Below are 23615 nucleotides of genomic sequence, written 5' to 3' on the forward strand. Positions count from 1 at the left end.
CGTCAGCCCTGACCGCCCACCTTGACCTGCAGCCCCTTGGCCCGCAGATCGGCCACGGTCTGCTCCTGCACCTTCCGGATGGCGTCCGCGAGCGTGCCGTTGCCGGAAACCGCCGCCTGCATCCCGGATTTGAGGTGGTCGAAGGTGGCCGTGCTGGTGGGGATCCAGCGCCAGTCCTTGTTCACGTTCCGATCGGACTCGGCGAACACCTCGTTGATCTTCTGCCCGCCGAAGAATTCGTACGCCTTCGCCCGCGCGGGCCCGTCGGCCGCCTGCTTCGACGCGGGCCAGCCGTAGCCGCCGTCCATCAGCAGCTTGACGCTTTCCGGATCGGAGTTCAGCCACATCGCGAAGTCGAACGCGTCCTTCGGGTACTTGCCGCCCTTGAGCAGCGCCGAGGACGAACCGCCCCAGTTCGAGGACGCCTGCTGACCCGGTTGCCACTGCGGCAGCGGCGCGGCCCGCCACTTGCCCGCGGTGCCCGGCGCGTTGCCGGACAGGATCGCGTCGCCCCACTGCGGCCCGACCCAGGCGACCACCCGGCTGCTCTGGATGTCGGCGTACCAGGCGGCCTGCTGGGTGGGCTCCACCTTCACCAGGTCCTGGGTGCGCAGCCGGTCCCAGAAGTCGGCGACCCGCCGGGTGGGCTCGCTGTCCATGTGCACGGTCCAGGTGTCGCCCTCGGTGCCGAACCACTTCGCACCGGCCTGCCAGGCCAGCGAGGTGATCCAACCGGCGTCGGTGGGCGGGAACGCGCTGAGGTAGGCGGCCGGATCGGCGGCCCGGACCTTGCGCGCGGCCTGTTCGAAATCGGCCCAGGTCGCCGGGGGTGCGATGCCCCACTTCTCGAACAGATCGGCGCGGTAGAACAACCCCATCGGGCCGGACGCCTGCGGGACGGCGTAGATCCCGTCGCCGAACACGCCCTGCTCGTACTGCCACTCCGTGAACGCGCCGCGGCGCCGCTCGATGCCCAGCGGTTTGAGGTCGGTCAGCCCGCCGGAGAGCACGAAATCGGGGATCGCCTGGTACTCGACCTGCGCGATGTCCGGCGGGTTTCCGGCCTGGATGGCGGAGAACATCTTGGCGTAGCCGCCCTGGCCGCCGGCCGGGATCTTCTCCAGCTTCACCTGCACCTCGGGATTGCGCTGGTTCCACAGGTCCACCGCCTTGTTCACGCCGGGCACCCAGGACCAGAACGTGAGGGTGATCTTCTCGCCCGGTTGGCGGCCCTGCACCGCGGCCGGTTCGTCCCCGCCGGAGCAGGCGGTGGCCACGAGTGCGAGGGCGGCGAGCAGACCGGGCAGCAGTCTGCGGTGGCGGCGGCGGTCACGGAACATTGCTTCGGGCCTGCCTTTCCGGCGAGCAACATTGGACGTCGGACGTAGGATGTCCACGGAAGGTACGCGTGCCCCGTCCACGACGCAAGGGAGAACCCGGTGCCACCGACTTCGCGATTCTCGGCGCGCTGCGCCATCGTCTCCGGCAGCGCTTCCGGGATCGGCGCCGCCGTCGCCCGGCGGCTGATCGCGGAGGGGGCGTCCGTGGTGGGCATCGACCTTTCGCCCGCCGGTCCGGCGACCGACCTGGTCCGCGGGGACGTCGCCGATCCGGACACCTGGCGGGCCGCGGTCGAACTGGCCAACGATCGCCACGGCGGCGTGGACGTGCTGGTCGGCAACGCCTACGCGAAGGTGGTGAAACCCTTGCACGAGACCGGATCCGCGGAGTGGGCGCGGCAGCTCGACGTGAACCTCACCGCGGCCTACCACGGCGTCCGGGCCTGCCTGCCGGGGTTGCGCGCCGCCGGGGGAGCGATCGTGCTGGTGTCCTCGGTGCACGCGCTCGCCGGAATTCCCGGGCATCCCGCCTACGCCGCGGCCAAGGGCGCGCTGGTCTCGCTGGCCGGGCAGCTCGCGGTCGAGTACGGCCCCGAGATCCGGGTCAACTGCGTGCTGCCGGGGCCGATCCGCACCGCCGCCTGGGACGAGGTGAGCGAGGAGGACCGCGCGCGCAGCGTCGCCGGAACGGCACTCGGCCGATTCGGTTCCCCCGATGAGGTGGCCGCCGCGGTGGCTTTTCTCGCCTCCGCTGACGCTTCCTACGTGACCGGTGCCAGCCTGGTGGTGGACGGTGGCTGGACGGTCAGGAAGGACTCCGCATGAAGATCACCGGAATCGAGACTTTCCCGGTGCCCCCGAGGTGGCTGTTTCTCAAGGTGAGCACGGATTCCGGGATCAGCGGCTGGGGCGAGCCGGTGGTCGAGGGCCGCGCGGAGACCGTGCGGGCGGCCGTGCGCGAACTGTCCGAGGTCCTGATCGGGGCCGATCCGCTGCGCATCGAGGACCACTGGCAGGTGCTCTTCCGCGGCGGCTTCTACCGCGGCGGCCCTGTGCTCTCCAGCGCCCTGGCCGGATTCGACCAGGCGCTGTGGGACATCGCGGGCAAGGTGCGCGGCGCGCCGGTGCACGAACTGCTCGGCGGCCCGGTCCGGGAGCGGGTCCGGATGTACCAGTGGGTGGGCGGCGACGAGCCCGCGGAGGTGGCGGACGCGGTGGCCGAACAGGTCGAGGCCGGGTTCACCGCGGTGAAGATGAACGCCTGCGGCCGGTTGCGGGCGATCGACACCCTCGCCGAAGCCCGCCAGGTGGTGCGCCGCGCCGAACAGGCCCGCGAAGTGCTCGGCGAGCACCGCGATCTGGCGATCGACTTCCACGGCCGGGTCTCCCCGGCGATGGCGAAACGGCTGCTGCCGATGCTGACCGAGGTCGCGCCGCTGTTCGTCGAGGAACCGGTGCCCCCGGAGCTTTCGCACCTGCTGGGCGAGCTGGTGGCGAGCAGCCCGATCCCGCTGGCCACCGGCGAACGGCTGTATTCGCGCTGGGATTTCCGGGCGCCGCTGGCCGCCGGAATCGCGGTGGCGCAACCGGATCCGTCACATGCGGGCGGGATTTCCGAGATCCGCCGGATCGCCGCGCTCGCCGAGATCTACGGGGCATCGCTGGCGCCGCACTGTCCACTCGGGCCGATCGCGCTGGCCGCCGCGCTGCAACTCGGCTTCGCCGTGCCGAATTTCCTCCTCCAGGAACAGAGCCTGCGCATGCAATACCACAATCGGGTCGAATTGCTGGACTACGTGGTCGACACCGGGGTTTTCGATTTCACCGGCGGGTACGCGCGGCGGCCGGCCGGCCCCGGGCTGGGCATCGAGGTCGACGAGGCCGTGGTGCGGAAGATGGCCGAAACCGGGCACTCCTGGCGGAATCCGATCTGGCGGCACGCCGACGGAAGCCTGGCCGAATGGTGAGGAATGGGCGGGGTAGGGTAATCCCGGGGAACATCGGATGTGGGATGAATGCGATTCGATTCGGGAGTGACGGAGTGTCGGAGTGACCGAGGAACGTCCACCGGCGCGCCTGGCGACCCGCATGAGCCGCGCCATCCGGGACGAGATCACCGGCCTGATCCTGGAGCGCGGGCTGCGCTCCGGTGATCCGCTGCCCACCGAGACCGAACTGGTCGAGGCGCTGGGCGTCAGCCGGAATTCCATCCGGGAAGCGCTCAAAGCCCTGCAGGCGCTGGACATCGTCGAGATCCGGCACGGGCACGGCACCTACGTCGGCCGGTTGTCCCTGGACCCGCTCGCCGACGGCCTGACCTTCCGCGTGCTGCACGGCCTGGGCAGCGACCTCCGCGCGCTCGACGAGATGCTCGAGGTCCGCGAGGCCCTGGAGGGCGCGTTGATCCGGCGGGTCGCGGCGTCCGTGCCGGAGGCCGATCTGGACGCGCTCGACCAGGTGACCAAGCGGATGAGCGCCCGCGCGAAGGCGGGGGAGACCTTCGCCGACGAGGACCGCGAGTTCCACGAGCTGCTGTACCGGTCGCTGGAGAACGCCCTGGTGACCCAGTTGCTGCGGGCGTTCTGGGACGTCTACCACCGGGTGAACCACCGGCTGGGCGTCACCGATCCGAACCCGGTCGAAACGGCCAAACGGCATCGAGCGATCGTCACCGCGCTCCGGAAACGGGACGTGGCGCGGGCGGAGAAGGCGATGGCCGAGCACTTCCGCAACCTCGACGTCCGGATGGCGGAGCTGACCCGGCACCGGAAACCGGCCGCGGAATAACGCGCACCGCACACCGGTTGGCTCAGGTTTGTAACGACCAACTGGAGGTTCTTTCGTGCGTGCGCTGGTAACCACTCCGGGTTCGCGGTTCGGTGTCACTGTCCAAGAGGTGCCCGATCCGGTTCCGGCCCCCGATCAGGTGCTCGTCGAGGTCGCCCATTCCTCGCTGAACTTCGGCGAGGTGTTCCGGGCCAAGTCCGCGGAAGCGGCGGGCGAAGTGTTCGGCTGGGACGCCTCGGGCGTCGTGGTCGCCGCCGCGGCCGACGGTTCCGGGCCCGCGGTCGGCAGCCGGGTGCTGACCTTCGACTACGGCGGCGGATGGGCGCGGCGCCGCGCGGTCGCGGCGAACGAGGTGGCCGTCGTCCCCGAGGGCGTCGACCTGGCGGTCGCCTCGACCCTGCCGGTCGCCGGGGTCACCGCCCTGCGCGCCCTGCGGAACTCCGGATCTCTGCTCGGCAAGCGGGTGCTGATCACCGGCGCGTCCGGCGGGGTGGGCCGGTTCGCGGTGCAACTGGCCGCGCGGGCCGGGGCGCACGTGATCGCCAACGCCGCCCGCGGCGCCGGGCTCGCCGAACTCGGCGCGCACGAGGTGGTCGCCTCCCTCGACGATCTGGAACCGGTCGACGTCGTCCTGGACAACGTCGGCGGCAGTCACCTCGTCCGGGTCCACGAACTCCTGACCACGGACGGGGTCATCCAGAGCATCGGCTGGACCTCGGGTGAACCGGCCGTGTTCCCGCCGTACAGCACGGTGGCCCTGGGCAAGCGGCTGGTCGGTTTCCAGGCGGGCACCGGTTTCGCGCCGGACCTGGCGTACCTGCTCGATCTGCTCGGCCGGGGCGCGCTGTCGGTCGAGGTCGGCTGGCGCGGTTCGTGGGAGAAGTTCGACGAGGCCGCCGAAGCGCTCCTCGGCCGCAAGGTTTCCGGGAAAGCCGTGATCGATCTGGACTGATCGGGCGTCCCACCCCGCGAATTCGGCGAAAGCGGTCGACAGCGTCAGCGCGTGACTGCAGTCTGTCGTGGTGGACGGGATGGAGAGCCTGCGGCACGCGGTGGCCACGGTGCCGATTCCCGGCGCGCCGCCCCGGCTTTCACACAACGGGGCGGCGGTCGGGCTGGCGCTGCTGGACGCCTCCCTCCGGCTCAACCACGTGCGCCGCCTGACCGAGCGGCTGACCATGGCCGAGCACGGGGCCGCCCGGCGGACCACCGAGGTCGACGTCAGTTTGCGGCTGCTGGACGAGGGGCAGCGCGAGGCCACCACCGACCTCCAGGAGCTGATCGGGAAGGAGCACGGCGAACGGGGCGCCGGTGGCACCACGCTCTGGGTGCCCATCGCGCGGCTGCCGCGCCGCGGGGTGTCCGCGGTCGACGTCTACGACGGCACGGGCCAGAAACTGCCCCGGCTCACCCAGCACGAGACCTCCCGGCTGATCGCGTCCGGGCTCTACCGGCTGCTGCGCGGCATCCTGGCCAGCGACGAGCACGCCCATTCGGCCCGGCAGGATCTGAGCGGATTCCTCTTCCGCCTGCACGAACCGCGCTGGCTGGTGCAGCGGGCCCTGCTCACCCTGCTGACCGAACGGGACCACCCGGCGAACGAGTTCTCGCTGCCGCCCGCGGAAGGAACCGTTTCCGGGCACGGGCGGCAGTGCCGGGAGATCGCCCTGCAGGTGCTCGACGACTACCGGCACCTGCTGGTCGACTACGCCCAGCTGCTGGACATCGCGGTCCGGGACTACCTGCTGGTGGTGGCGCTGGACGACGCCGTCGACGAGTACCGGCTGAGCTACGAGACCCCGCTGCACGTGGGCGAGGGCGCCCCGGCGACGCTCCTGCCCCGGCTGGCCGAGGAGTGGCGGCGGGTGCGCGCGAGCCACGGCGGTTACTTCGTGCGGTACGAGACGACGATCCCGGCGACGCTCAAGTCCTACCACCTGGTGGTCAAGGCGACGCCGGAGACCGAGATGGCCCGGATGTACCTGTCCACCGACGCCGACCGGCACCAGGCCGAAAACCTCGCGCGGGATCTGCGGTCGCTCGCCCAGCGCCAGGAGGCCGCCGAGCGGGACGGCGCCGGACCCGCCGTGCGCAAGATCCTGGAACTGCAGGCGCAGACCGCGTTGCGCACGCTCGCCGACCTGCTGCGCCGCCGGAAGTGGGAGGCGGGCCGATCCGGGGTCGAGCTCACCGCGCACGCGTTGCCGGCCTGCCACCGGCTGGCCGCGGCCGCCACCATCGGCGACGCGGTGCGGACCGCGACCAACGAGGTGGACAACGCCGTGCTGCGGCATCCGAACGTGGACGCGGCGACCCTGCGGGCGGCCGCGGACGAACTCACCGACCGGGAACTCGGCCGCGATCTCGTGCTGGTCGACCAGGTCACCGACAACCAGGCGCAGGCGTACTGGCGGCGGTCCGGCGACGGCATCGCGTGCGGTGACCAGGTGCGGATCAACGCCGGCCTGCTGCTCAAGGACTCCACCGAATCGGGCCCGCGCAACGTCATGCTCTACGCGCTCGCGGTGGCGGCCACCTGTTACCTGCTCGGCTGGCTGCTGGTGCGCAGCCCGTGGCCGTTCGGGCGCCGCGCCACCGAGGCGCTCGGGCACGTGGAGGACGGCCAGTCGGTCATCACCATGCTCCTGCTGGTGCCGGGCTTCCTCTACACCCGGCTGGCGCTGCCGCCCCGCCGTTCGGTCGCCGCGTACCTGCGCACCCTGCCGCGGGTGCTCGGGCAGCTGTGCATCGTGTCGTCGGCCGGGTTCGCCGCGGCCATCGCCGCCAAGAGCCCGGGCGAGGTCGTGCAGGTGTTCCTGATCATCGCCGTGGTCCTGCCGGTGCTCACCGCGCTCCTGCTGATCGGCCTGCGTTCGTGGCGGGAGTCGACCTCGCCGCTGAGCCGGATCGGGGTGCCGCGCTGGGTGGGCAACGGCGCCCGGCGCCGCGGCCCGCGCGCGCCGAACGTGCGGTTCGATTCCTTCGGGGGAGACGGATGACCCAGGTGTCGCTGCGCAACCTGGCCGATCTGGCCCGGGCCGGGTTCGAGATCGCCCGGCAGCCGCTGACCAAAGTGGACTTCGAGATCCACCACGTGGCCGCGCGTCCCGGTTTTCTGCGGGAGCTCGTCGCGGACGGCTTCCTGGAGACGGTGTGCTCGGCGGCGAACGGCGCCGCGGTGGCCATCGGCACGCACACCCGCAACCGGCTGGACAGCATCGTCGACGAGGACCAGCACGACGGCCCGACCGGAACCGCGCTGCCCCAGCGGTCCGCCGACGGCTGGGTGTTCCACCAGAGCGCGTGGCCGAACCCGACCTTCATCTACGAATCCGCGCGCACCTTCGAGGGTTTGGTCTCGATCGACCCGGACGCCAAGGAGCTGTCCGACTGGCACGGGCTGGCGGTCCGGAACCTGATGCAGGAGATCTCCGAGGCGGCGACCAAACTGGCCGGGGCGCCGCTGCTCACCCTGCAGTGCCCGGCGCAACTCCCGCCGATCGTGAAGACCCGCAACCACGATCTGCGCACCCGCAAGGAACTGCCCTCGGTGTGTTCGGCGTTCGCCATCCGGTTCTCGGTCGCGTTGCAGGACGCGTCCGCCGAGCAGCAGATCGTGCTGAGCAACCGGATTCGCGAACTGTGCGAGGAGAACGGTTTCGGGTTCTGGATCGCGGACACCCGGCCCGGCCACCGCCCGGGGAACTGGTTCGAGGTGTGCCGCACGCCCGCCCGGGACGACGACCGGCCGGAGAAACCGGTGACCACGTGCCTCCCGGTGACCTGCGCCGGCCCGGCCCGGGTCGGTTCCACCCACGCGATCATGTCGTTCCTGCGGCGCTACCCCCGGGTGGGCGTGGTCGGCTGTTCGGGAACCTCGTTGGCGGATCTGGCGTTCGTGCACCTGCAGCTGTCGGTCGAGGGGGTCAGTTCCGAGCGGCTGAACAAGATCCTGGAGAAACTCTACGGCGAGGAGACCGTGCCGGTCCGGCCGCGCGAACTCCTGCGGAAGCTCTTCGGACGGCTCGGCCTGCGCGCCGAGAACTCGGCGGACAAACGAGCCGACGCGACCGGCCCGGCCAGCGACTACCAGACCTTCGTCGGGCCCGCGTTCGACTACCGGCCGTCGGCCACCACGCACGCGCTGCCGGTCTGGGTGTCCTGGCAGATCGCCCGCAAGGACGACGGCCTGGCCGCACCGGTGGAATGCCTGTACCGCGCGCTGCGCCAGGTGGTGCCCGAACTGGCCCTGCCCGGCGAACCGGTGGCCCCGCTCAGCGAAGTGGCCGCGGTGGAGTACCTCATCTGCCGGGCGACCGAGCAGTCGGTGGTGCGGGGCAAGGGAAAGCTCGCGGTGCCCAAACCGGTGCTCGAGCAGTTCGGCGGGGTGCCCGCCGAGGACCCGGCGTCGAAGCTCTGCGCCTCCCTGGAGGAAGCCTGGAAGGCGCAGATCGATCTGGCCGAGGTGCGCGGGGTCAGCGAACTGACCGTCGCCTGGCGCGAGGCGTGGCTCGGCCACTGGACGTACTACTAGGTCGTGAGTGTTCCGACCGGTTCTAACCGGCCTGACCACTCACGACCCCCAGACTTGGTTCCCTTACAAGAGACGGTGACCGGTCTGGGCGTGCGGGCGCCGCCTGGCTGCCACCCCGATGCTCGTCGCACGTTGTCGGCCAAGAGGGACCGCAACGAGGCCGTGCTCGTCGGGGTGCCCGGGGGGCGAGCCGACGTCGATGCGGCCTTCGGTGCGCGAGATGCTCGTGGGGCACACGGTGCGGCTGTGCCGGTACCCGGAGGACACCAATGTGGCTTTCGGGGCGTTGAAGGTACCGAACGCCGCATTGGGTACCTCCGAGCACCACCACCCGCGCGGTGTCGCACTTTGTCGGCCAAGTGCGGCTCGTCGAACGGAAACGCCAGGTCACCAGTAGGCGACCCAATGAGAGCCCGCTCTAACCGGCCGGAACACTCACGACCCCCGGCACTTGGTTCCCCCGCGGGTGCAGGTGGCCACCTAACCGGCGAACGCCTCGGCCACCGCGGCGTGGATGCGCTGCGGGCGGTCCGGGGGAGCGAGGTCGATGCCCGCGTGCATCCCGCCGTGGTCGCTGCCGAACGTCCAGCCCTCCAGCGTTTCGAAATCCGGGTTCGCCACGGTGAAACCGATCGTTTCGAAGTGGTCGAACCCGGCGTCGATGCCGAAGTCGGTGACCTCGCGCTGTTCGACGAGCCGGACGGTGAGCGTCGCTTCGGGTCGCCCGCCGCGCAGGTGTTCGGTGACGTCGATCGGGCCCTGCCAGTCGTGCCCGTTGAGCCACATCCCGGGGGACGGCCCGGCCACGTCCGAACTCCACACCACTTGCCCGTTGAGGAGCACCTGCTTGACGTGGTACCCGGTGGGGGAGGTGCTCGTGCACTTGTCGCTGCGGTGCCAGAAGGACAGTTCGTGGCGCGGCGCGTCCGGGTCGACGCGGACCCGCTGCTCGGCCCACGCCGAGTTCCCGGCCGCGGTCCGGGTGCGCGCCGGAACCGTGAACGAAAGCCGCCCGAAGCCGTACATCGCGCGGTTCTCGCTGGCGGGCAACGGGGTGCCGTCCACCGGGAGCCCGTAGGCGAGCACGCCCTGGATCCGCCCGTCCGCGGCGTAGGCCAGGCCGGTGCGCAGGCAGTCCCGCACATAAGCCTCGGTGGGGTCGCGCATGGTGTCCAGGAAACGTCCACAGTAGACAAGCGCGACCAGCCCGAGCCCGCGCGGCGCGGTGATCGCGCGGATGTCGTCCAGCCGGGCGGCCATCGAGGCCGCGTTCTCGGTGTTGTGGAACGGATCGTCGAGGTAGGGGTAGATCAGCCCGTCGATGTAGGGCCGGTAGGTGTCCACGAAGGCCACGTCGGTCGCGGCGTCGTGGTAGGCGCACAGCCAGAACTGGAGACCGGGGTTGATGCCGGTGTGGATCTCGCGCATCTTCCGCACGTATTCGGGAGTGAACGTCTCGCGGTTCTGCCCGATGTGGAAATCGTCGATGCCCCAGCCGGTGAGGTTGGGGTACTGGGTGGACAGTGTCGCGATCTCCCGCGCCCAGGCCAGGTAGTCCTGCCCGAAGGGACGCGAGGACCGCCCGCCCTCGAACGATTCCGACGGCGGCACCAGGTACACCCAGACCGCGAGGCCCGCCTGTTCGGCCGCGGGCAGGAACTCCAGGCGCAGATCGTCCCAGTCCGTCGGCGAATCCCAGATCCCGTAGGTGTAGGTGTTGACGTTCGCCGCGCGGAGCCGTTCGACCAGCCGGGGTGAGTCGATGTGCCGGTACCCGTCGGCACGCGGAACCGCCTCCCGCAACGCGGCGCCGATGGTGTTGCCACCGGTCATCGCGGACTTGACGCCACCGGGTGGAACGGGCATCGATCACCTCCGTGGGACGAGTTTTCCACACCATGCCATGGTTGGCCACTTTCCCGCAGCCTGGCCACAATCGACGGTCGCGCGAGGACGTCAAGGTTCTTGCAAGGCGCTTCCCCGGACAATTGCCGAAACCTGGCGAGGGGGGAGGGCCATGGTGCTGCGCATTCTTTTCACCGCGGAGGATCTGTGCCGGGTTCGGGTGGCGGCCGGGCCGCATCCGACCTGGGAGGTGATCCTGAGCATCAACAGCCTGCAGTCGCCCGAGCTGCCCGCACGGCACTGGGCCTGGCGGAACTCGGTCACCGGCACCGTCAAGCGGGAGCCCGAGCGGCGCAGGTGGCTGGGCGCCGCGGCCGCGCTGGTCCCCGCGAACGGGAACTTCCCGGATTTCCTCACGCCCGCCATCGGTGACGCCGACGTGGACGCCCACTTCGACGCCATCCTCGCGCTGCCCCGGGAGACCGTGCGGGCGGACCTGGAGCGCACCTACCTCCGGGACAAGGCGCCGCCGCCGTGGGCGCGGTCGCTGCACCGCGACGGCCGCACCGGCGGCCTGGTCGAGGTCCTGCGCCGGTACCACCGGATCGCGGTCGAACCGGTGCGCGAGGCGGTGCACCGGCGCGTCGAGATCGACCGCGCCCAGTACGCGCGGCGACTGCTCGACGGCGGGGTGGAGGCGCTGCTGAGCGGCCTGCACCCGTCGATCCGCTGGCGCCACCCCGTGCTGGAGGCCGACTATCCGGTGGATCGCACGGTTTCCCTGGGTGGACGGGGATTGGTGGTGGTTCCGGCGCACTTCTGCTGGGGCGCCCCGGTCACGTTCATCGACGCCGACCTGGAGCCGGTGCTGGTCTGCCCGGGCGGCGACGACCTTCCCGAGCCCGCCCCCGGTCCCGGTGCGGGAGTGGAACGGCTGAGCGGGTTGCTCGGGCACACCCGCGCCCGGCTGGTCGCCCAGCTCGCCGTCGCCGGGTCCACCACGCAACTGGCCACCCGGCTCGCGGTCACCCGGGCCGCGATCAGCCAGCACACCAGGGTTCTGCGTGCAGCCGGGCTGGTCACCACCACCCGTTTCGGCCCGTCGGTCCAGCACGCGCTCACGCCACTCGGACGCCACCTCCTGAATGGCGAGCCCGGTGTTTAGCCCTCGCTTAACAGCTCTTCGCCGGCGTTCGAACTTTCGGCATGCTGTGTGGCTATGAAGATTTCCAGAGCAAGACGCATGGTTTCCGTTGTCCTTTCCGCTTCCGCCGCCTTGTTGGCAAGCTTCACCGTTTCCGCGGTGGCGCTTCCGGGAACCGCGAACGCGATGCCGATCAACTGCGGCAACGATGTTCCGGTGAGCAAGGGCGGCTACGACGGTTGTGCGAAACGCGGCTACAACATAGTGGACGCGTACTGGCAGGTGGGTGGTGAGTATTTCAACGAAATGATCGTCGTCGGCACCGATTACTACGTTTACCACATCTGGGAAGAAGGAAATGGCTACTGGAGTGGCTGGCACCGGTTGGCGGGTGGCAAAGCCGGTGTCGAGGGAATTTCCCGTGGTCCCCGGCTGAACGGCCATTCCGGGGTTGTTTACGCGACTCCTCCGGGACAACTCGACATGATCGGCACCGATGGTTCGCGGTTCTGCATCCGGGGCTGGGCGGCCGCGTGGGGTAACTGGAGCCACCAATGCGCCTGATCGGGGCGGTGGTGGCCGCGGTGATCCTCGCCTTCGCCACCGTCGGCACCGCCGGTTCGACCGGGTCGGTCGAACCGGCGGCGCCCTCGGTCGAAAACGTCGCGGTCGCGCCGTACCCGTGCGGCACGGTGCACTGGCCGGACGGTCGCGAGACGCAGTTCTGCGTCGGTGAGGATCACCGGATCTACTGGCGCGAGCGACGCGACTCCGGGGAACCGTGGGGGCCCTGGCACGACATGGGCGGCTATGCGACGAGCGGTGTGACCGTCAACGGTGATCGCACCTGGCACCCGCAGATCGTGGTGCGCGGCGCCGACTACGTCACCTACTGGGAGCGGCACTGGGACGGCGCCCGGTGGACCGAATGGGCCAGGTACTGACCCACCGTCATCCCCCAACCACCATCTCCTCTCACACGGCAAGGGTTTTCCCTCATTCCGTGGTGCTATGTCACGGGTTAATCTCAAACCCTGATCGCTGACAGTGAGGTCGGGAGAACACCGTGCAACTGGGCCCACATCACCTTCGCATGATCGACGCAGTGGCGGAAACCCGGAGCATCAGCAAGGCCGCCGTCCGGCTGGGGCTCACCCAGCCGGCGGTGAGCACGATGCTCCGCCGGGTAGAAGGCCATTTGGGGGTACGGCTGTTCATCCGGTCGCCGGAAGGGGTAGCGCCGACCCCCATCGGCAGAGATGTCGCGACCCGGGCGCGGGCCGTGCTTTCCGGGATCGACGACCTGAACGCGACGCTGGCCAGGGAACCCGGTGGCTCGTCCCCGGTGCCCAGCCTGCGGCTCGGCGCGCAGGCGTGCCCGGCGCTCACCAAGCTGAGCGGGCGCCTCGGGATGCTCTTCTCCTCGATCCGCGTCCAGCTCCGGGTCGACCAGGGCGGCGGCCGGGTGGTGCCGCTCCTCGACTCCGGGGCGCTCGACGTGGGTCTGGTGCAGGAGCCGGTGGGGCGCGCGACGGTCCTCCCGGTGGGCGTCGAACGGTTCGTTCTGGTGGAGCGCGAACCTACTTTCGTCGGTTTATCGGCGGATTCGCCGCTCGCCGCCCGGGACGTCGTGGAACTCGGCGAACTGGCCGGGCACGAATGGGTCGATGATCCGGTCGACGACGGCCCGTGGCCCGCCTACTTCCGCGCGGCGTGCGCCGCGGCGGGGTTCGCCCCGCAGGTGAGCTTCTGGTCCACCGACTGGCAGCTCGCCGCGGAGGTGGTCCGGTCGGGTCGCGGGATTGGTCTCTACCACCCGACGGCCCCGCCGCGCGAGGGCATCGTTTTCCGGCGGTTACGTGGGGATCCGCTCGCGCACCGGGTGGTGCTGTTGTGGCGCAGGGAGGCCAATTCCGCGGCGCGGAGGCTGCGCACCGCGCTCAGTCAGATCTACCTGGAATTGGTTCAGGCCAATCCGGTGTACGCGCGCTGGTGGGCCGAACACCCCGACGCGCACCCCGCGCTGCCCGGTACCGCCCCGGCGAATCCGTTGACCGGCGAGGGCGTTCCGTTCCTGGAAAGAGCGGTCAACTCGGCGTAAAAGGTGGCAATTTACGCACCACTGCTCAAAGTGGTCCGTTGGAGGACAAGCCGCCGGCGGGCACACTGGGCCGATGACCACGTGCTCGCCGGTGCGCGGGAACGATCTCGTCGGACGAAACCGCTTGCTCGCGAGGATTTCCTCGTCGTTGCTCGGTCATGGCCAGGCCACGATCTTCGGCCCGGCCGGGATCGGCAAGAGCGCGTTGCTGGCACACCTGGCCGCCACCGCGGCCGCCGACGACGGGGCCCGCGTGCTCTGGTCGCGCCCGGAGCCCGGCGACCAGAAGCTGCCGCACGCCGGCCTCGCCGAACTGCTGGACACCGTGGAAACCGCCGCACTGCGAGCGATTCCCGGTCCGCAGCGGGAAGCGCTCACCGCGATCCTCCGGCGCGGCCCGGTGCCGCCCGGCGGTCCGGATCCGTTGACCGTGCGCCTGGCGCTGGGCCGGTTGCTCGACCGGCTGGCCCGGGACGTGCCGGTGCTGGTGGCGGTGGACAACGCGCAATGGCTTGATCCGGAAAGCCTGGACGCGCTGGCCGGCGCCGTCCGCACGGCCCGGTCCGGGCGCCTGCGCCTGCTGGTCGCCGAGCGCGCGGGGATCACCGCGCGCGCCGGTGCGGCGATCAGCAGCCAGGCCGTGCCGATGCGGGTGCCACCGCTGAACCTGGAGGAGATCGCTCAGCTCACGAGCCGGCTCGGGCTGCCGTTCCGCCGGGTCGGCCAGCTGCACGCGATCAGCGGTGGCAATCCCGCGGTCGCCCTGGAACTCGGCCTTTCCCTGGCCGGAACCGGATTGGACGGGCAGCCGCCGGAATCGGTCCCGCTGCCGCCCGCGGCCCGCGCGGTGGTGCGCGAATGGCTCGCGGAGATCCCGGAATCGGCCGCGCACACATTGCTGACCGCGAGCCTTTCCCGCCGCCCGACGGTCGGCCAGCTCAACCGGGTCCGGCCCGGCCGGGTCGAGGAGGACCTCGCCCGGGCCGCCGCGGCCCAGCTGGTGACGGTCGACCGGGAGCGGGTGCGGTTCACCGCCGGTGCGACCGCGATCGTGCTGGCCGAGGAGTCCTCGCACGCCGAACGCACGACCGCGCACCGGCTGCTCGCGCACGCGGTGGAGGATCCGATCGAGGCCGCCTGGCACCAGGCGTGCGCGAGCACCGGGGTGAGCCAGGAAACCGCCGACTGCCTCGCGGTCGCCGCGAAATCCGCGCGCCGCCGGGGAGATCACGCGTTCGCCGCCGAACTGGGCCTGCTCGCGGCCGACCGGATGCCGCCGGTCGACGCGGAAAAGGCGTTGGCGTGCCTGGTGGAGGCGGCCGAGGACGCCGGTCTCGCCGGTCGTGCCGACCTCGCCGGCCGCGCCGCCGAGCTGATCTTCCTGCGCTCGGACGCGCCCGCCGATCGCGTGCGGGCCCGGCTCGCGCTGGTGGACAGCGCGGGCCAGTCGCTCGCCGACACCGACGAGGTGCTCGCCCGCGCGCTCACCGAGGCCGGCGCGGATCCCGTGCTGCTCGCCGCGGTGCACCTGCGGCTCGCGACCAAGGCCCAGCTGTGCGACGGCGATCCGGCGCGCGCCGCCGCCGAGGCGGACAAGGCCGCCGTGCTCGCGCAGCAGGGCAACCAGGCCGGGGTGCGCGCGATCGCGTTGACCATGCAGGCCCGCATGCAGCGCGTGCTCGGCGATCCGGTGGCCGAGCAGACGCTGGCCCGCGCGATGGCCGTGCCCGGGGTGCACGCCGAGGTCGATTCGCTGAACTTCGCGCGCTTCCTCGCCGCCCGGCACGCGTTGTTCGACGACCGGCTCGGGCACGCCCGCGAGGAACTGCTCGCGCTGCTGCCCGCCGCGGAGAACACCGGCGGCGCCGACGACGTGGTGGAGGTGCTGCGCAGCCTGGTCGAGGTGGAGGCGCGGGGCGGGCACTGCGCGGCCTGCCTCGAGCACGCGCGGCGGGTGGTCCGGCTGCGCTTCGACGCCGGGCTCTCCCCGGGGCCCGCGTGGTACGCCGGGGCCGTCGCCGAGATGGCGGGCGGCGCCTTCGACCGCGCGGAGTCGCTCGCCGAACTCGGCGTCCGCGCCTCGGAGGAGGATCACGATCTCGTGTTCCTGTCCCGCAATCTGTACGTCCGAGGGGTCCTCAAACTGGTCACCGGCGAGGCCGCGCACGCGGTCCGGCTGCTCAGCCGGGTCCGGCGGCTGGAGGCCGAGCAGCAGATCGGCGACCCGTCGGTGCTGCGCTGGCACGGGGAACTGGCCGAGGCGCTGGTCGCGGCGGGCGAACCCGGCGAGGCCGGGGAACTGATCGAGCAGACCCGCCGCGTCGCCCGGATCCTCGACCGCCAGGGCGTCCTGGCCGCCCTGGACCGGGCCGACGGCGTCCTGCGCGCCGCGCGCGGGGACGTCGAACACGCGGAAACCCTGATCACCGCGGCCGCCGGCCGGTTCGCCGAACTCGGCCTGCGCGTGGAGCACGGGCGGACGTTGCTGGCGCAGGGCCGGCTCGAGCGCAGCCGCCGCCGGGGAGCCGCGGCGCGCGAGGCGGTGCGCGCGGCCGCCGCGGAATTCACCGCGATCGGCGCGAAACCGTGGGCCCGGCTGGCGAACGAGGAACTGGACCGGCTGGGCGCGCGCCCGCAGCCCGCACCGCGGGTGGGCGCGCTCAGCGACGCCGAGGCGGAACTCGCCGCCCTGGTGGCCCAGGGCGTGAGCAACCGCGAGGCCGCGGCCCGGCTGTTCGTCAGCGTGAAGACCGTCGAAGCCCGCCTCACCCGGATCTACCGGAAACTCGGGGTTCTCTCCCGATCACAGCTGGTGGTGCTGCTGCGCCAGCATCCGTCGCGGCGGCCATAGCACCCGGTGATGCCCGTTGGGTATAGGTGTGCCCGGTTTCCATGGTTCATCGTGAAGGTGAACTGCTGTGGTCCAGACCATTCCACCCCGAGGAACTGGTCGGTCGCACGTTGGGAGCCCTGCATGAGACAGCTGATCCTGCAACGACCCGGTGGCCGGAGACCGGCCACCATCGCCGCCGCGGCGCTCGCCGTGGTCACCGTCGTGGTGGCCGCGCTGCTGCTCGCCGCCACCAACCCGCCCCGTTCGCTGGCGGCGGGCAACGAGGACTGCAGGCCGGACGGCTTGTACGGGACGGCGGGTGTGGCCGTCCCGTACTGCCAGGTCTACGACACCGACGGCCGGGAGAAGATGGGTGCGGACCATTCCCGCCGGGTGATCGGGTACTTCACCAGCTGGCGGACCGGGAAGAACGGCGCGCCTTCGTACCTGGCGCACAACATCCCGTGGAACAAGGTCACGCACCTGAACTACGCCTTCGCGCACATCGACGCGCAGAACAAGGTCTCGGTGGGCCCGGACGGGCCGGACAACCCCTCGATCGGGATGGAATGGCCGGGCGTGCCCGGTGCGGAGATGGATCCCTCGGTGCCCTACAAGGGGCACTTCAACCAGCTGACCAAGCTGAAGAAGCAGCACCCGGACGTGAAGACGCTGATCTCCATCGGCGGCTGGGCGGAAACCGGTGGCTTCCTCAATCCCGACGGCACCCGGAACGCCTCGGGCGGGTTCTACAAGATGGCCCAGAGCCAGGCGAGCATCAACACGTTCGCCGACTCGGTCGTGGAGTTCCTGCGCAAGTACGGCTTCAACGGCGCGGACATCGACTACGAGTACGCGACCTCGGCGCCGTACGCGGGCAACCCGGACGACTACTGGATCGCGCAGCCGAACCGCGGCAACCTGATGAAGGGTTACGTGGCGCTGATGAAGACGCTGCGGGAGAAGCTGGACGCGGCGAGCGCGGCGGACGGCAAGTACTACCTGCTGACCGCGGCGGTGTCCGCCTCGGGCTGGATCCTGCGGGGTTCGGAAACCTACCAGGTGACCGAGTACCTCGACTACGCCAACATGATGACCTACGACCTGCACGGGGCGTGGAACCAGTTCGTCGGCCCGAACGCCGCCCTGTACGACGACGGCAAGGACGCCGAGCAGGCGTTCTGGGAGATGTACACGACGCCGCAGTACGAGGGGATCGGTTATCTCAACGGCGACTGGGCGTACCACTACTTCCGGGGCGCCATGCAGGCCGGCCGGATCAACCTCGGGGTGCCGTTCTACACCCGGGGCTGGCAGGGCGTGTCCGGCGGCACGAACGGGTTGTGGGGCAAGGCGCCGCTGCCGGACCAGACGAAGTGCCCGCCCGGCACCGGTTCGCACGTGAACTCGAAGGTGCCCTGCGGTAACGGCGCGGTCGGGATCGACAACCTGTGGCACGACAGCACCGCCGCGGGCGACGAGGTGCCCTCGGGCGTGAACCCCATGTGGCACGCGAAAAACCTGGAACGAGGTGTCACTCCGGACTATCTGGAAGCCTACGGCCTGGACCCGAAGGACCCGAAGAACCAGATCACCGGCACCTACGCCCGCAACTACAACACCACGCTGACCGCGCCGTGGCTGTGGAACGAGCAGAAGAAGGTCTACCTCACCACCGAGGACGAGGAGTCGCTCGCGGCCAAGGCGAGGTACGTCGCGGACAAGGGTCTCGGCGGCGTGATGATCTGGGAACTGGCCGGGGACTACACCTGGGACGCGAACGCCAACGGCGGCAAGGGCCAGTACTTCATGGGTGACACCCTGCTCACCAAGCTCAACGACGGCCTGCGCGGCGCCAAGCCGTACGGCAACACGAAGGCCAACTCGGCGATGCCGGCCGACGTGCTCAAGGTGTCGGTCACCCTGGGCGGTTTCGCGCTCGGGGACAACAACTACCCGATCAACCCCAAGATGAAGATCACCAACAACTCGGGTCAGACCATCCCGGGCGGCGCGAAGTTCGAGTTCGACTACGGAACCACCGCGCCGGGCAGCATGACCGACCAGTCCGGATTCGGCCTGACGGTCACCAGCAAGGGCCACACCGGCCCGAATGCCGGCGGCGGGCTCAAGGGCGACTTCCAGCACGTCACCGTCACGCTGCCCGGTCACCAGTCCATTCCCGCCGGCGGCAGCGTCGAGATCCAGATCCGGTACTACCTGCCCATCGCCACCCCGAGCAACTTCAAGGTGACGTTCGGCGGCAAGTCCTACGCGCTGTCCACCGATCACCCGCGGGGATCGGGTGGCAGCCAGCCACCCACCTCCACCACCGGGCCGACGACCACCCCCAGCGCACCGGCCTGTGATGCCGTGGCCTGGGACAGCGCCAAGGTCTACAACGGCGGCGAAACGGTCGGCCACAACGGCCACAAGTGGCAGGCCAAGTGGTGGACGCAGGGCGAAGAGCCCGGCAGCACCGGCGAGTGGGGAGTCTGGCGCGACCTCGGCGCCTGCTAGCCGAGGGGTACATATGTGGCTTGCGCCACATCGGCACCGGTCGCGGTATCTGCCGCGGCCGGTGCCGCTCTTCTACACGTGAGAGCCCCCGGCGCCCAAAGGGGGAGGTGGCGCCGGGGGCTGTCGGTCGGCCCTGGGGGAGGGGAGCCGACCGGCCTCTACGTTACGCCGTGCCGGGCCGACGCGTGAATTGTTCGTCGCAATTCGCGGCAAAAACACCTGCGTCGGCCGGTGCGGCGTAGCGAAGTACCGGGAGTACTCAGCCGACCCTTCCTGTCCGAAAAGGACGCATTCCCGAAATACGGCCCGCGGCGGGTTGACCTGGTAGCTAACATGTTAGATATGAGCTTGGACGACTTCGCGCGCTACCCGCTGCTGTTCGGCCCGTCGCCCGTGCATCCCCTCGACCGGCTGACCGCGCATCTCGGCGGGGCCCGGCTCTGGGCCAAGCGGGAGGACTGCAACTCGCCGATCGCCTTCGGCGGCAACAAGACCCGCAAACTCGAATACCTGGTCGCCGACGCGCTCGCGCAGGGCTGCGACACCCTGGTGTCGATCGGCGGCGTTCAGTCCAACCACACCCGCCAGGTGGCGGCCGTCGCCGCCCGGGCCGGGCTGAAGTGCGTGCTGCTGCAGGAAAGCTGGGTCGACTGGCCGGATCCGCTGTACGACCGGGTCGGCAACATCCTGCTTTCCCGGTTGACCGGCGCCGATGTGCGGATGGTCGACGCGGACTTCGGCATCGGCTTCAAACGGAGCTGGTCCCGCGCGGTCGCCGAGATCGAGGCGGCCGGTGGCAAGCCGTACGCCATCCCGGCCGGGGCGTCCGACCACCGGCTCGGCGGGCTCGGCTTCGCGAACTGGGCTTTCGAGGTCGCCGAACAGGAACGCCGGCTCGGCGTCTTCTTCGACACGATCGTCGTCTGCTCGGTCACCGGCAGCACCCAGGCCGGCATGATCGCCGGATTCGCGCTCCTCGGCGGGCCGCCCCGGCGGATCCTCGGCATCGACGCCTCGGCCGATCCGGCGGCGACCCGCGCGCAGATCGCCCGGATCGCCCGGGACACCGCCGCCCTGATCGGACTGGACCGCGACCTCACCGAGGACGAGATCGTGCTCGACGAGCGCTACCACGCCGGTACCTACGGCATCCCGGACGAGTCCACTGTGGACGCGATGCGGCTGGCCGCCGAACGGGAGGGCATGATCACCGATCCGGTGTACGAGGGGAAGTCGATGGCCGGACTCGTCGATCTGGTTGCCCGCGGGGAGATTCGGCGGGATTCCACGGTGCTCTACGCCCACCTCGGCGGCCAGCCCGCGCTGAACGGGTATCACTCGCTCTTCGCGTGAACCGGTTCCCGGCGGGGCACGGCCAGCAGGATCACCCGGTGCACCAGCCATTCCAGCGGGCCGCGGCGCAGCCAGTGCCGCCACACCACCGAGGACGCCAGCGCGAACACCGCGAAACACAGGTAGAAGGCGAAGGCGTACGACTCGCTGCCGATCAGCCCGAGGACCAGGATGTGGCCGACGTACCAGGTCAGCGACAGCCCGCCCAGCGCGGCCAGCGGCCACAGCGTGCGCTGCCAGCCGGGGTGGTCCAGCACCAGCAGGAAACCGCCGAGCAGGGCCAGCGCCAGGCCGATCACCAGGGTGATCCCGGGAATGCTGACCGCGTAGATGGTGTCGGTCGGCATGCCGAGCAGCGCCTGCCACGGCAGCTTCGGCGGTTCGGCGGCGGCCAGCGCTTCCCCGGTGCCCAGCGCGTACCGCGCGCACAGGTAGCCGGCGTACGTGCCGAGCGCGAGGGCGAGCCCGCTCACCAGCATCCGCACGCGCACCGCGTAGTCCCGCAGATCCAGCCGCCCCATCGCGAGCCCGGCCAGGACCAGCGGGATCCCGTACACGGTCTGGAAACCGCCGCCGACGACCAGCAGGTCCATCGCCGCGTTGCCCCATTCGCCGGGATGGGTCAGCACGGCGAGACCGCGCGGCGCGCCCATGGTCCGCCAGTCGAGGTGGTCGTTGGTGACCCACCACGCGAACACCGTCGCGGCGAGCACCGCGACCCCGGACGCGGCGAACAGCGTCCGCGGGCGCAGGCGGGTGAGCGGCAGCAGCAGGAGCAGCAGCACCGCGTAGTACTGCAGCACCGAACCCGCGGTCCGCATGTTCTCGGTGACGGTGTCCAGGGTCGCCCCGATCAGGAACAGGGCCGCGGCCCGGACGGCGACCCGCCGCACCGCGATCGACCACGGCCGCCCGGTGAGCGGCGAGTGACCGCCGGTCATCAGCGCCACCGAAATCCCGGCGAGGAGGATGAACAGGGACATCGACCGGGAGGAGATCTGCTCGTCCAGCCAGTGCAGCACCGCCGGGGAATCCCGGTGCGATCCGGGATTCAGCCAGCCGGTCGGGGAGACGTGTTCGTAGAGCATCGCCAGGATCGCGAGCGCCCGCACCGCGTCGACGCCGAGCAGGCGGCCCTTCGGGATCCGGTGGACGGCTACTTCGTTCGCACCGGGGAGAACGTCAGTTGACACACGTGACTCCGTTCGCGCTGATCGGCGGGGCGGGCGGCGGGGCCGGGGTGCTGGACGCGGAACCGCGGGAGGCGATCTGGGCGCCGCCGCCCCCGGTGCCGCCGGTCACCGGGGTCCCGTCGGTCAGGTCCCGCATGAACTGCTTGACCCGCACCGGGTCGACCTCCACCGCCGAACCGTCCGAAGTGGACAGATTGGTGCGGCCGGTGGGGATGGTGTGGAACTCCACGTTGCCCCCGGCGAGCCCGCGCAGCTGCTGGGCGAAGTCGATCAGGTTCCAGCCCTGGTCGATCAGCACCGATTTGGTCACCGCGTTGATCAGATCCGTCACCGCGCCCGGATCGGTCAGCGTGCCCGCGGACAGCACCCGGTTCGCGAGCCCGGCCATGAACGCCTGCTGCCGCCGGACCCGGTCCAGGTCGCCACCCGGCAGGCCGTGCCGCTGGCGCACGAACTTGAGCGCGTCCACCCCGGTCAGCGTCTGCGGCCCGGCGGGGAAGTTCGCGCCCGAGTAGCTGTCGTTCACCGCGTTGTTCAGGCACACCGGCACCCCGCCGACGGCCTTGGTGATCTCGCTGAACCCGTACAGGTTGACCTCCGCGTAGTGGTCGATGTGCACGCCGGTGAGCTGGGTGACCGTGGCGATCAGGTTCTTCCGGCCCGCGGTGGCCGACTCCTTGTCGAGCTGGGCCGGATCGGTGACCCCGGCGGCGCGCAGCTCGTTCGCCTTGGCCGCCTTGGCCCGCGCGTAGGCGGAGTTGAGCTTGTGCTTGCCGAAACCACCCGCGGTGTCCACATAGGAGTCCCGGGGGAAGGACACCGCCCACGCCTTCTTGGTCTTGTCCGCCGGGATGTGCATGAGGATGGTGGTGTCCGCGAGTTCGTGGCCGTCGGCCTCCCCGGCCTGCAGCGCGTCGAGGACCTCGCGGGGGAGCGGGTGACCCTGGGGGTCGGTGCGGCTGTCCATGCCGACCAGCAGGATGTTGACGTCCCCGCCGGGCGTGCTCGATCCGGAACCCGGGATCGACGTGATCACGTCGTCGGACGCCACCTGCGTGGTGAGCTGCCGGTAGGTCGCCCAGCCCCAGCCGGCGGCGACGAGCGCGGCCGCCGAGATCACCAGGGCCGTCGATTTGACGAATATCCGCACAGCTCGCCGTCGCGCCATGGCCCGCCGCTTCCTTATTTCAGGTAGTCGGCCAGCAGTGCGGGCGTCAGCCCGTCCCGTTTGGCCTGGTCGAGGAAGGCGGCGAGATCTTCGCCGAACTGCTTGCGGAAGTGCATCAGCACGATGTCGCCCGGGACGAGGTTCTGCTTGCCCTGGAAGGCGATCTTCCCCTTGTTCACCTCGGCGGTCCAGTTGACCACGTATTTGATCCCGCATTCACCGGCCGCCTTCAAAGTGTTGTCGTCGTAATGCCCGTAGGGCGGGCGCAGCAGTTCCGGCCGTTTCCCGAAATCCTTCTCGAAACTGTCCGAGGTGCCGCAGATCTGCTGGCGCTGGAATTCGATCGGTTTGTGCCGCAGATCGGGATGGTCGAGCGTGTGGTTGCCGATCGCGGAGTTCGTGTCCCGCCGCAGCCCGCGGAAGTATTCGGCGTCCTTCGTCACGTAGGAATTGGTGAGGAAGAACTGCGCGCGCACGCCGTGGTCGCGCAGCAGCCCGGTGAACGCCGGGTCGCGGACCATCCCGTCGTCGATGGTCAGGAAGACCACCTTGTCGTTGGTCTGGACCTTGGACACCAGTTTCGCCGGTTCCGGAGCGGGCGGGGCCGCGCCGCCGCCGTTGTCGGTGTCCCGGGCGACCTCGTCGACCGGCACCGGCGCCGGGGCGGGGGAGCGGCTCAGGAACAGCCCGCCCACGATCAGCGCGACCAGGGCGGCCGCGAGGTACTGGAACGGCGCGAACCGCTTCCACGCGGCCCGGAAAGTCTGTCTCGTCACTTCGTCCTCACCTTGCGTTCG

At 70.6% G+C, this 23615-nt stretch carries 18 protein-coding genes; 13 read left to right on the forward strand and 5 right to left on the reverse strand.

The window, feature by feature from the left end; genetic code table 11:
• Positions 1-2: 2 nt before the first annotated feature.
• Entirely contained in the window at positions 3-1340 is a 1338-nt protein-coding gene (locus FXO23_RS19780) for an ABC transporter substrate-binding protein (protein ID WP_179956814.1), read from the reverse strand.
• A 99-nt stretch (positions 1341-1439) separates the two neighbouring features.
• Here FXO23_RS19780 and FXO23_RS19785 point away from each other — a divergent pair, with 99 nt between their 5' ends.
• The 6 genes from FXO23_RS19785 to FXO23_RS19810 all read left to right on the forward strand — a co-directional run bounded on the left by FXO23_RS19785 (position 1440) and on the right by FXO23_RS19810 (position 8661).
• Positions 1440-2165 carry an SDR family NAD(P)-dependent oxidoreductase gene (locus FXO23_RS19785; RefSeq protein WP_158886847.1) on the forward strand — a complete coding sequence of 242 codons (726 nt, stop codon included), beginning with the start codon at positions 1440-1442 and terminating at the stop codon, positions 2163-2165.
• The gene (gene dgoD / locus FXO23_RS19790; protein WP_158886848.1) at positions 2162-3307 is read left to right on the forward strand and encodes a galactonate dehydratase; all 1146 of its coding nucleotides are present in this window, start codon (positions 2162-2164) and stop codon (positions 3305-3307) included. The genes FXO23_RS19785 and dgoD overlap by 4 nt, the downstream gene beginning before the upstream one ends.
• Before the next feature lie 82 nt (positions 3308-3389).
• A complete protein-coding gene (locus FXO23_RS19795; protein ID WP_218952096.1) occupies positions 3390-4127 on the forward strand; it encodes a FadR/GntR family transcriptional regulator in 738 nt (245 codons plus the stop codon).
• Between the two features lie 109 nt (positions 4128-4236).
• A complete protein-coding gene (locus FXO23_RS19800; protein WP_246257571.1) occupies positions 4237-5079 on the forward strand; it encodes a zinc-binding dehydrogenase in 843 nt (280 codons plus the stop codon).
• Between the two features lie 79 nt (positions 5080-5158).
• Positions 5159-7126 carry a hypothetical protein gene (locus FXO23_RS19805; protein ID WP_246257587.1) on the forward strand — a complete coding sequence of 656 codons (1968 nt, stop codon included), beginning with the start codon at positions 5159-5161 and terminating at the stop codon, positions 7124-7126.
• Positions 7123-8661 carry a hypothetical protein gene (locus FXO23_RS19810; protein ID WP_158886851.1) on the forward strand — a complete coding sequence of 513 codons (1539 nt, stop codon included), beginning with the start codon at positions 7123-7125 and terminating at the stop codon, positions 8659-8661. The genes FXO23_RS19805 and FXO23_RS19810 overlap by 4 nt, the downstream gene beginning before the upstream one ends.
• A 480-nt stretch (positions 8662-9141) precedes the next feature.
• On the opposite strand, the gene FXO23_RS19815 is transcribed toward FXO23_RS19810, so the two are convergent.
• A complete protein-coding gene (locus FXO23_RS19815; protein ID WP_158886852.1) occupies positions 9142-10527 on the reverse strand; it encodes a hypothetical protein in 1386 nt (461 codons plus the stop codon).
• Between the two features lie 151 nt (positions 10528-10678).
• On the opposite strand from FXO23_RS19815, the gene FXO23_RS19820 reads away from it, so the two are divergent.
• The 7 genes from FXO23_RS19820 to FXO23_RS19850 all read left to right on the forward strand — a co-directional run bounded on the left by FXO23_RS19820 (position 10679) and on the right by FXO23_RS19850 (position 20457).
• Positions 10679-11671 carry an ArsR/SmtB family transcription factor gene (locus tag FXO23_RS19820; protein WP_158886853.1) on the forward strand — a complete coding sequence of 331 codons (993 nt, stop codon included), beginning with the start codon at positions 10679-10681 and terminating at the stop codon, positions 11669-11671.
• Positions 11672-11725: 54 nt separating this feature from the next.
• Positions 11726-12214 (forward strand): hypothetical protein, encoded by a 489-nt coding sequence (locus FXO23_RS19825; protein ID WP_158886854.1) that lies wholly within the window; start codon positions 11726-11728, stop codon positions 12212-12214.
• Positions 12205-12594: a PLL family lectin gene (locus tag FXO23_RS19830; protein WP_158886855.1), complete on the forward strand. Its 390-nt coding sequence runs from the start codon at positions 12205-12207 to the stop codon at positions 12592-12594. Before FXO23_RS19825 ends, FXO23_RS19830 begins: the two co-directional genes overlap by 10 nt.
• Positions 12595-12743: 149 nt before the next feature.
• Positions 12744-13751 carry a LysR family transcriptional regulator gene (locus FXO23_RS19835; RefSeq protein WP_158886856.1) on the forward strand — a complete coding sequence of 336 codons (1008 nt, stop codon included), beginning with the start codon at positions 12744-12746 and terminating at the stop codon, positions 13749-13751.
• Between the two features lie 73 nt (positions 13752-13824).
• Complete coding sequence (locus FXO23_RS19840; RefSeq protein WP_158886857.1) at positions 13825-16602, forward strand: AAA family ATPase; 2778 nt, start codon at positions 13825-13827, stop codon at positions 16600-16602.
• A gap of 123 nt (positions 16603-16725) precedes the next feature.
• The gene (locus FXO23_RS19845; RefSeq protein ID WP_158886858.1) at positions 16726-19104 is read left to right on the forward strand and encodes a chitinase C-terminal domain-containing protein; all 2379 of its coding nucleotides are present in this window, start codon (positions 16726-16728) and stop codon (positions 19102-19104) included.
• 342 nt (positions 19105-19446) lie between these two features.
• Positions 19447-20457 carry a 1-aminocyclopropane-1-carboxylate deaminase gene (locus tag FXO23_RS19850; RefSeq protein ID WP_158886859.1) on the forward strand — a complete coding sequence of 337 codons (1011 nt, stop codon included), beginning with the start codon at positions 19447-19449 and terminating at the stop codon, positions 20455-20457.
• Here the strand turns inward: FXO23_RS19850 and FXO23_RS19855 are convergent.
• From FXO23_RS19855 to FXO23_RS19865, 3 genes are read right to left on the reverse strand one after another with little or no spacing between them, the layout of a single operon-like run.
• Positions 20439-21650 (reverse strand): DUF418 domain-containing protein, encoded by a 1212-nt coding sequence (locus tag FXO23_RS19855; RefSeq protein WP_158886860.1) that lies wholly within the window; start codon positions 21648-21650, stop codon positions 20439-20441. The genes FXO23_RS19850 and FXO23_RS19855 overlap by 19 nt on opposite strands.
• On the reverse strand, positions 21640-22818 hold the full coding sequence (locus FXO23_RS19860; RefSeq protein ID WP_158886861.1) for an LCP family protein: 1179 nt from the start codon (positions 22816-22818) through the stop codon (positions 21640-21642). Before FXO23_RS19860 ends, FXO23_RS19855 begins: the two co-directional genes overlap by 11 nt.
• 14 nt (positions 22819-22832) lie before the next feature.
• On the reverse strand, positions 22833-23594 hold the full coding sequence (locus FXO23_RS19865; protein ID WP_158886862.1) for a polysaccharide deacetylase family protein: 762 nt from the start codon (positions 23592-23594) through the stop codon (positions 22833-22835).
• Positions 23595-23615 lie beyond the last annotated feature (21 nt).

The organism is Amycolatopsis anabasis (assembly GCF_009765355.1).
Taxonomy (GTDB): Bacteria; Actinomycetota; Actinomycetes; order Mycobacteriales; family Pseudonocardiaceae; genus Amycolatopsis; species Amycolatopsis anabasis.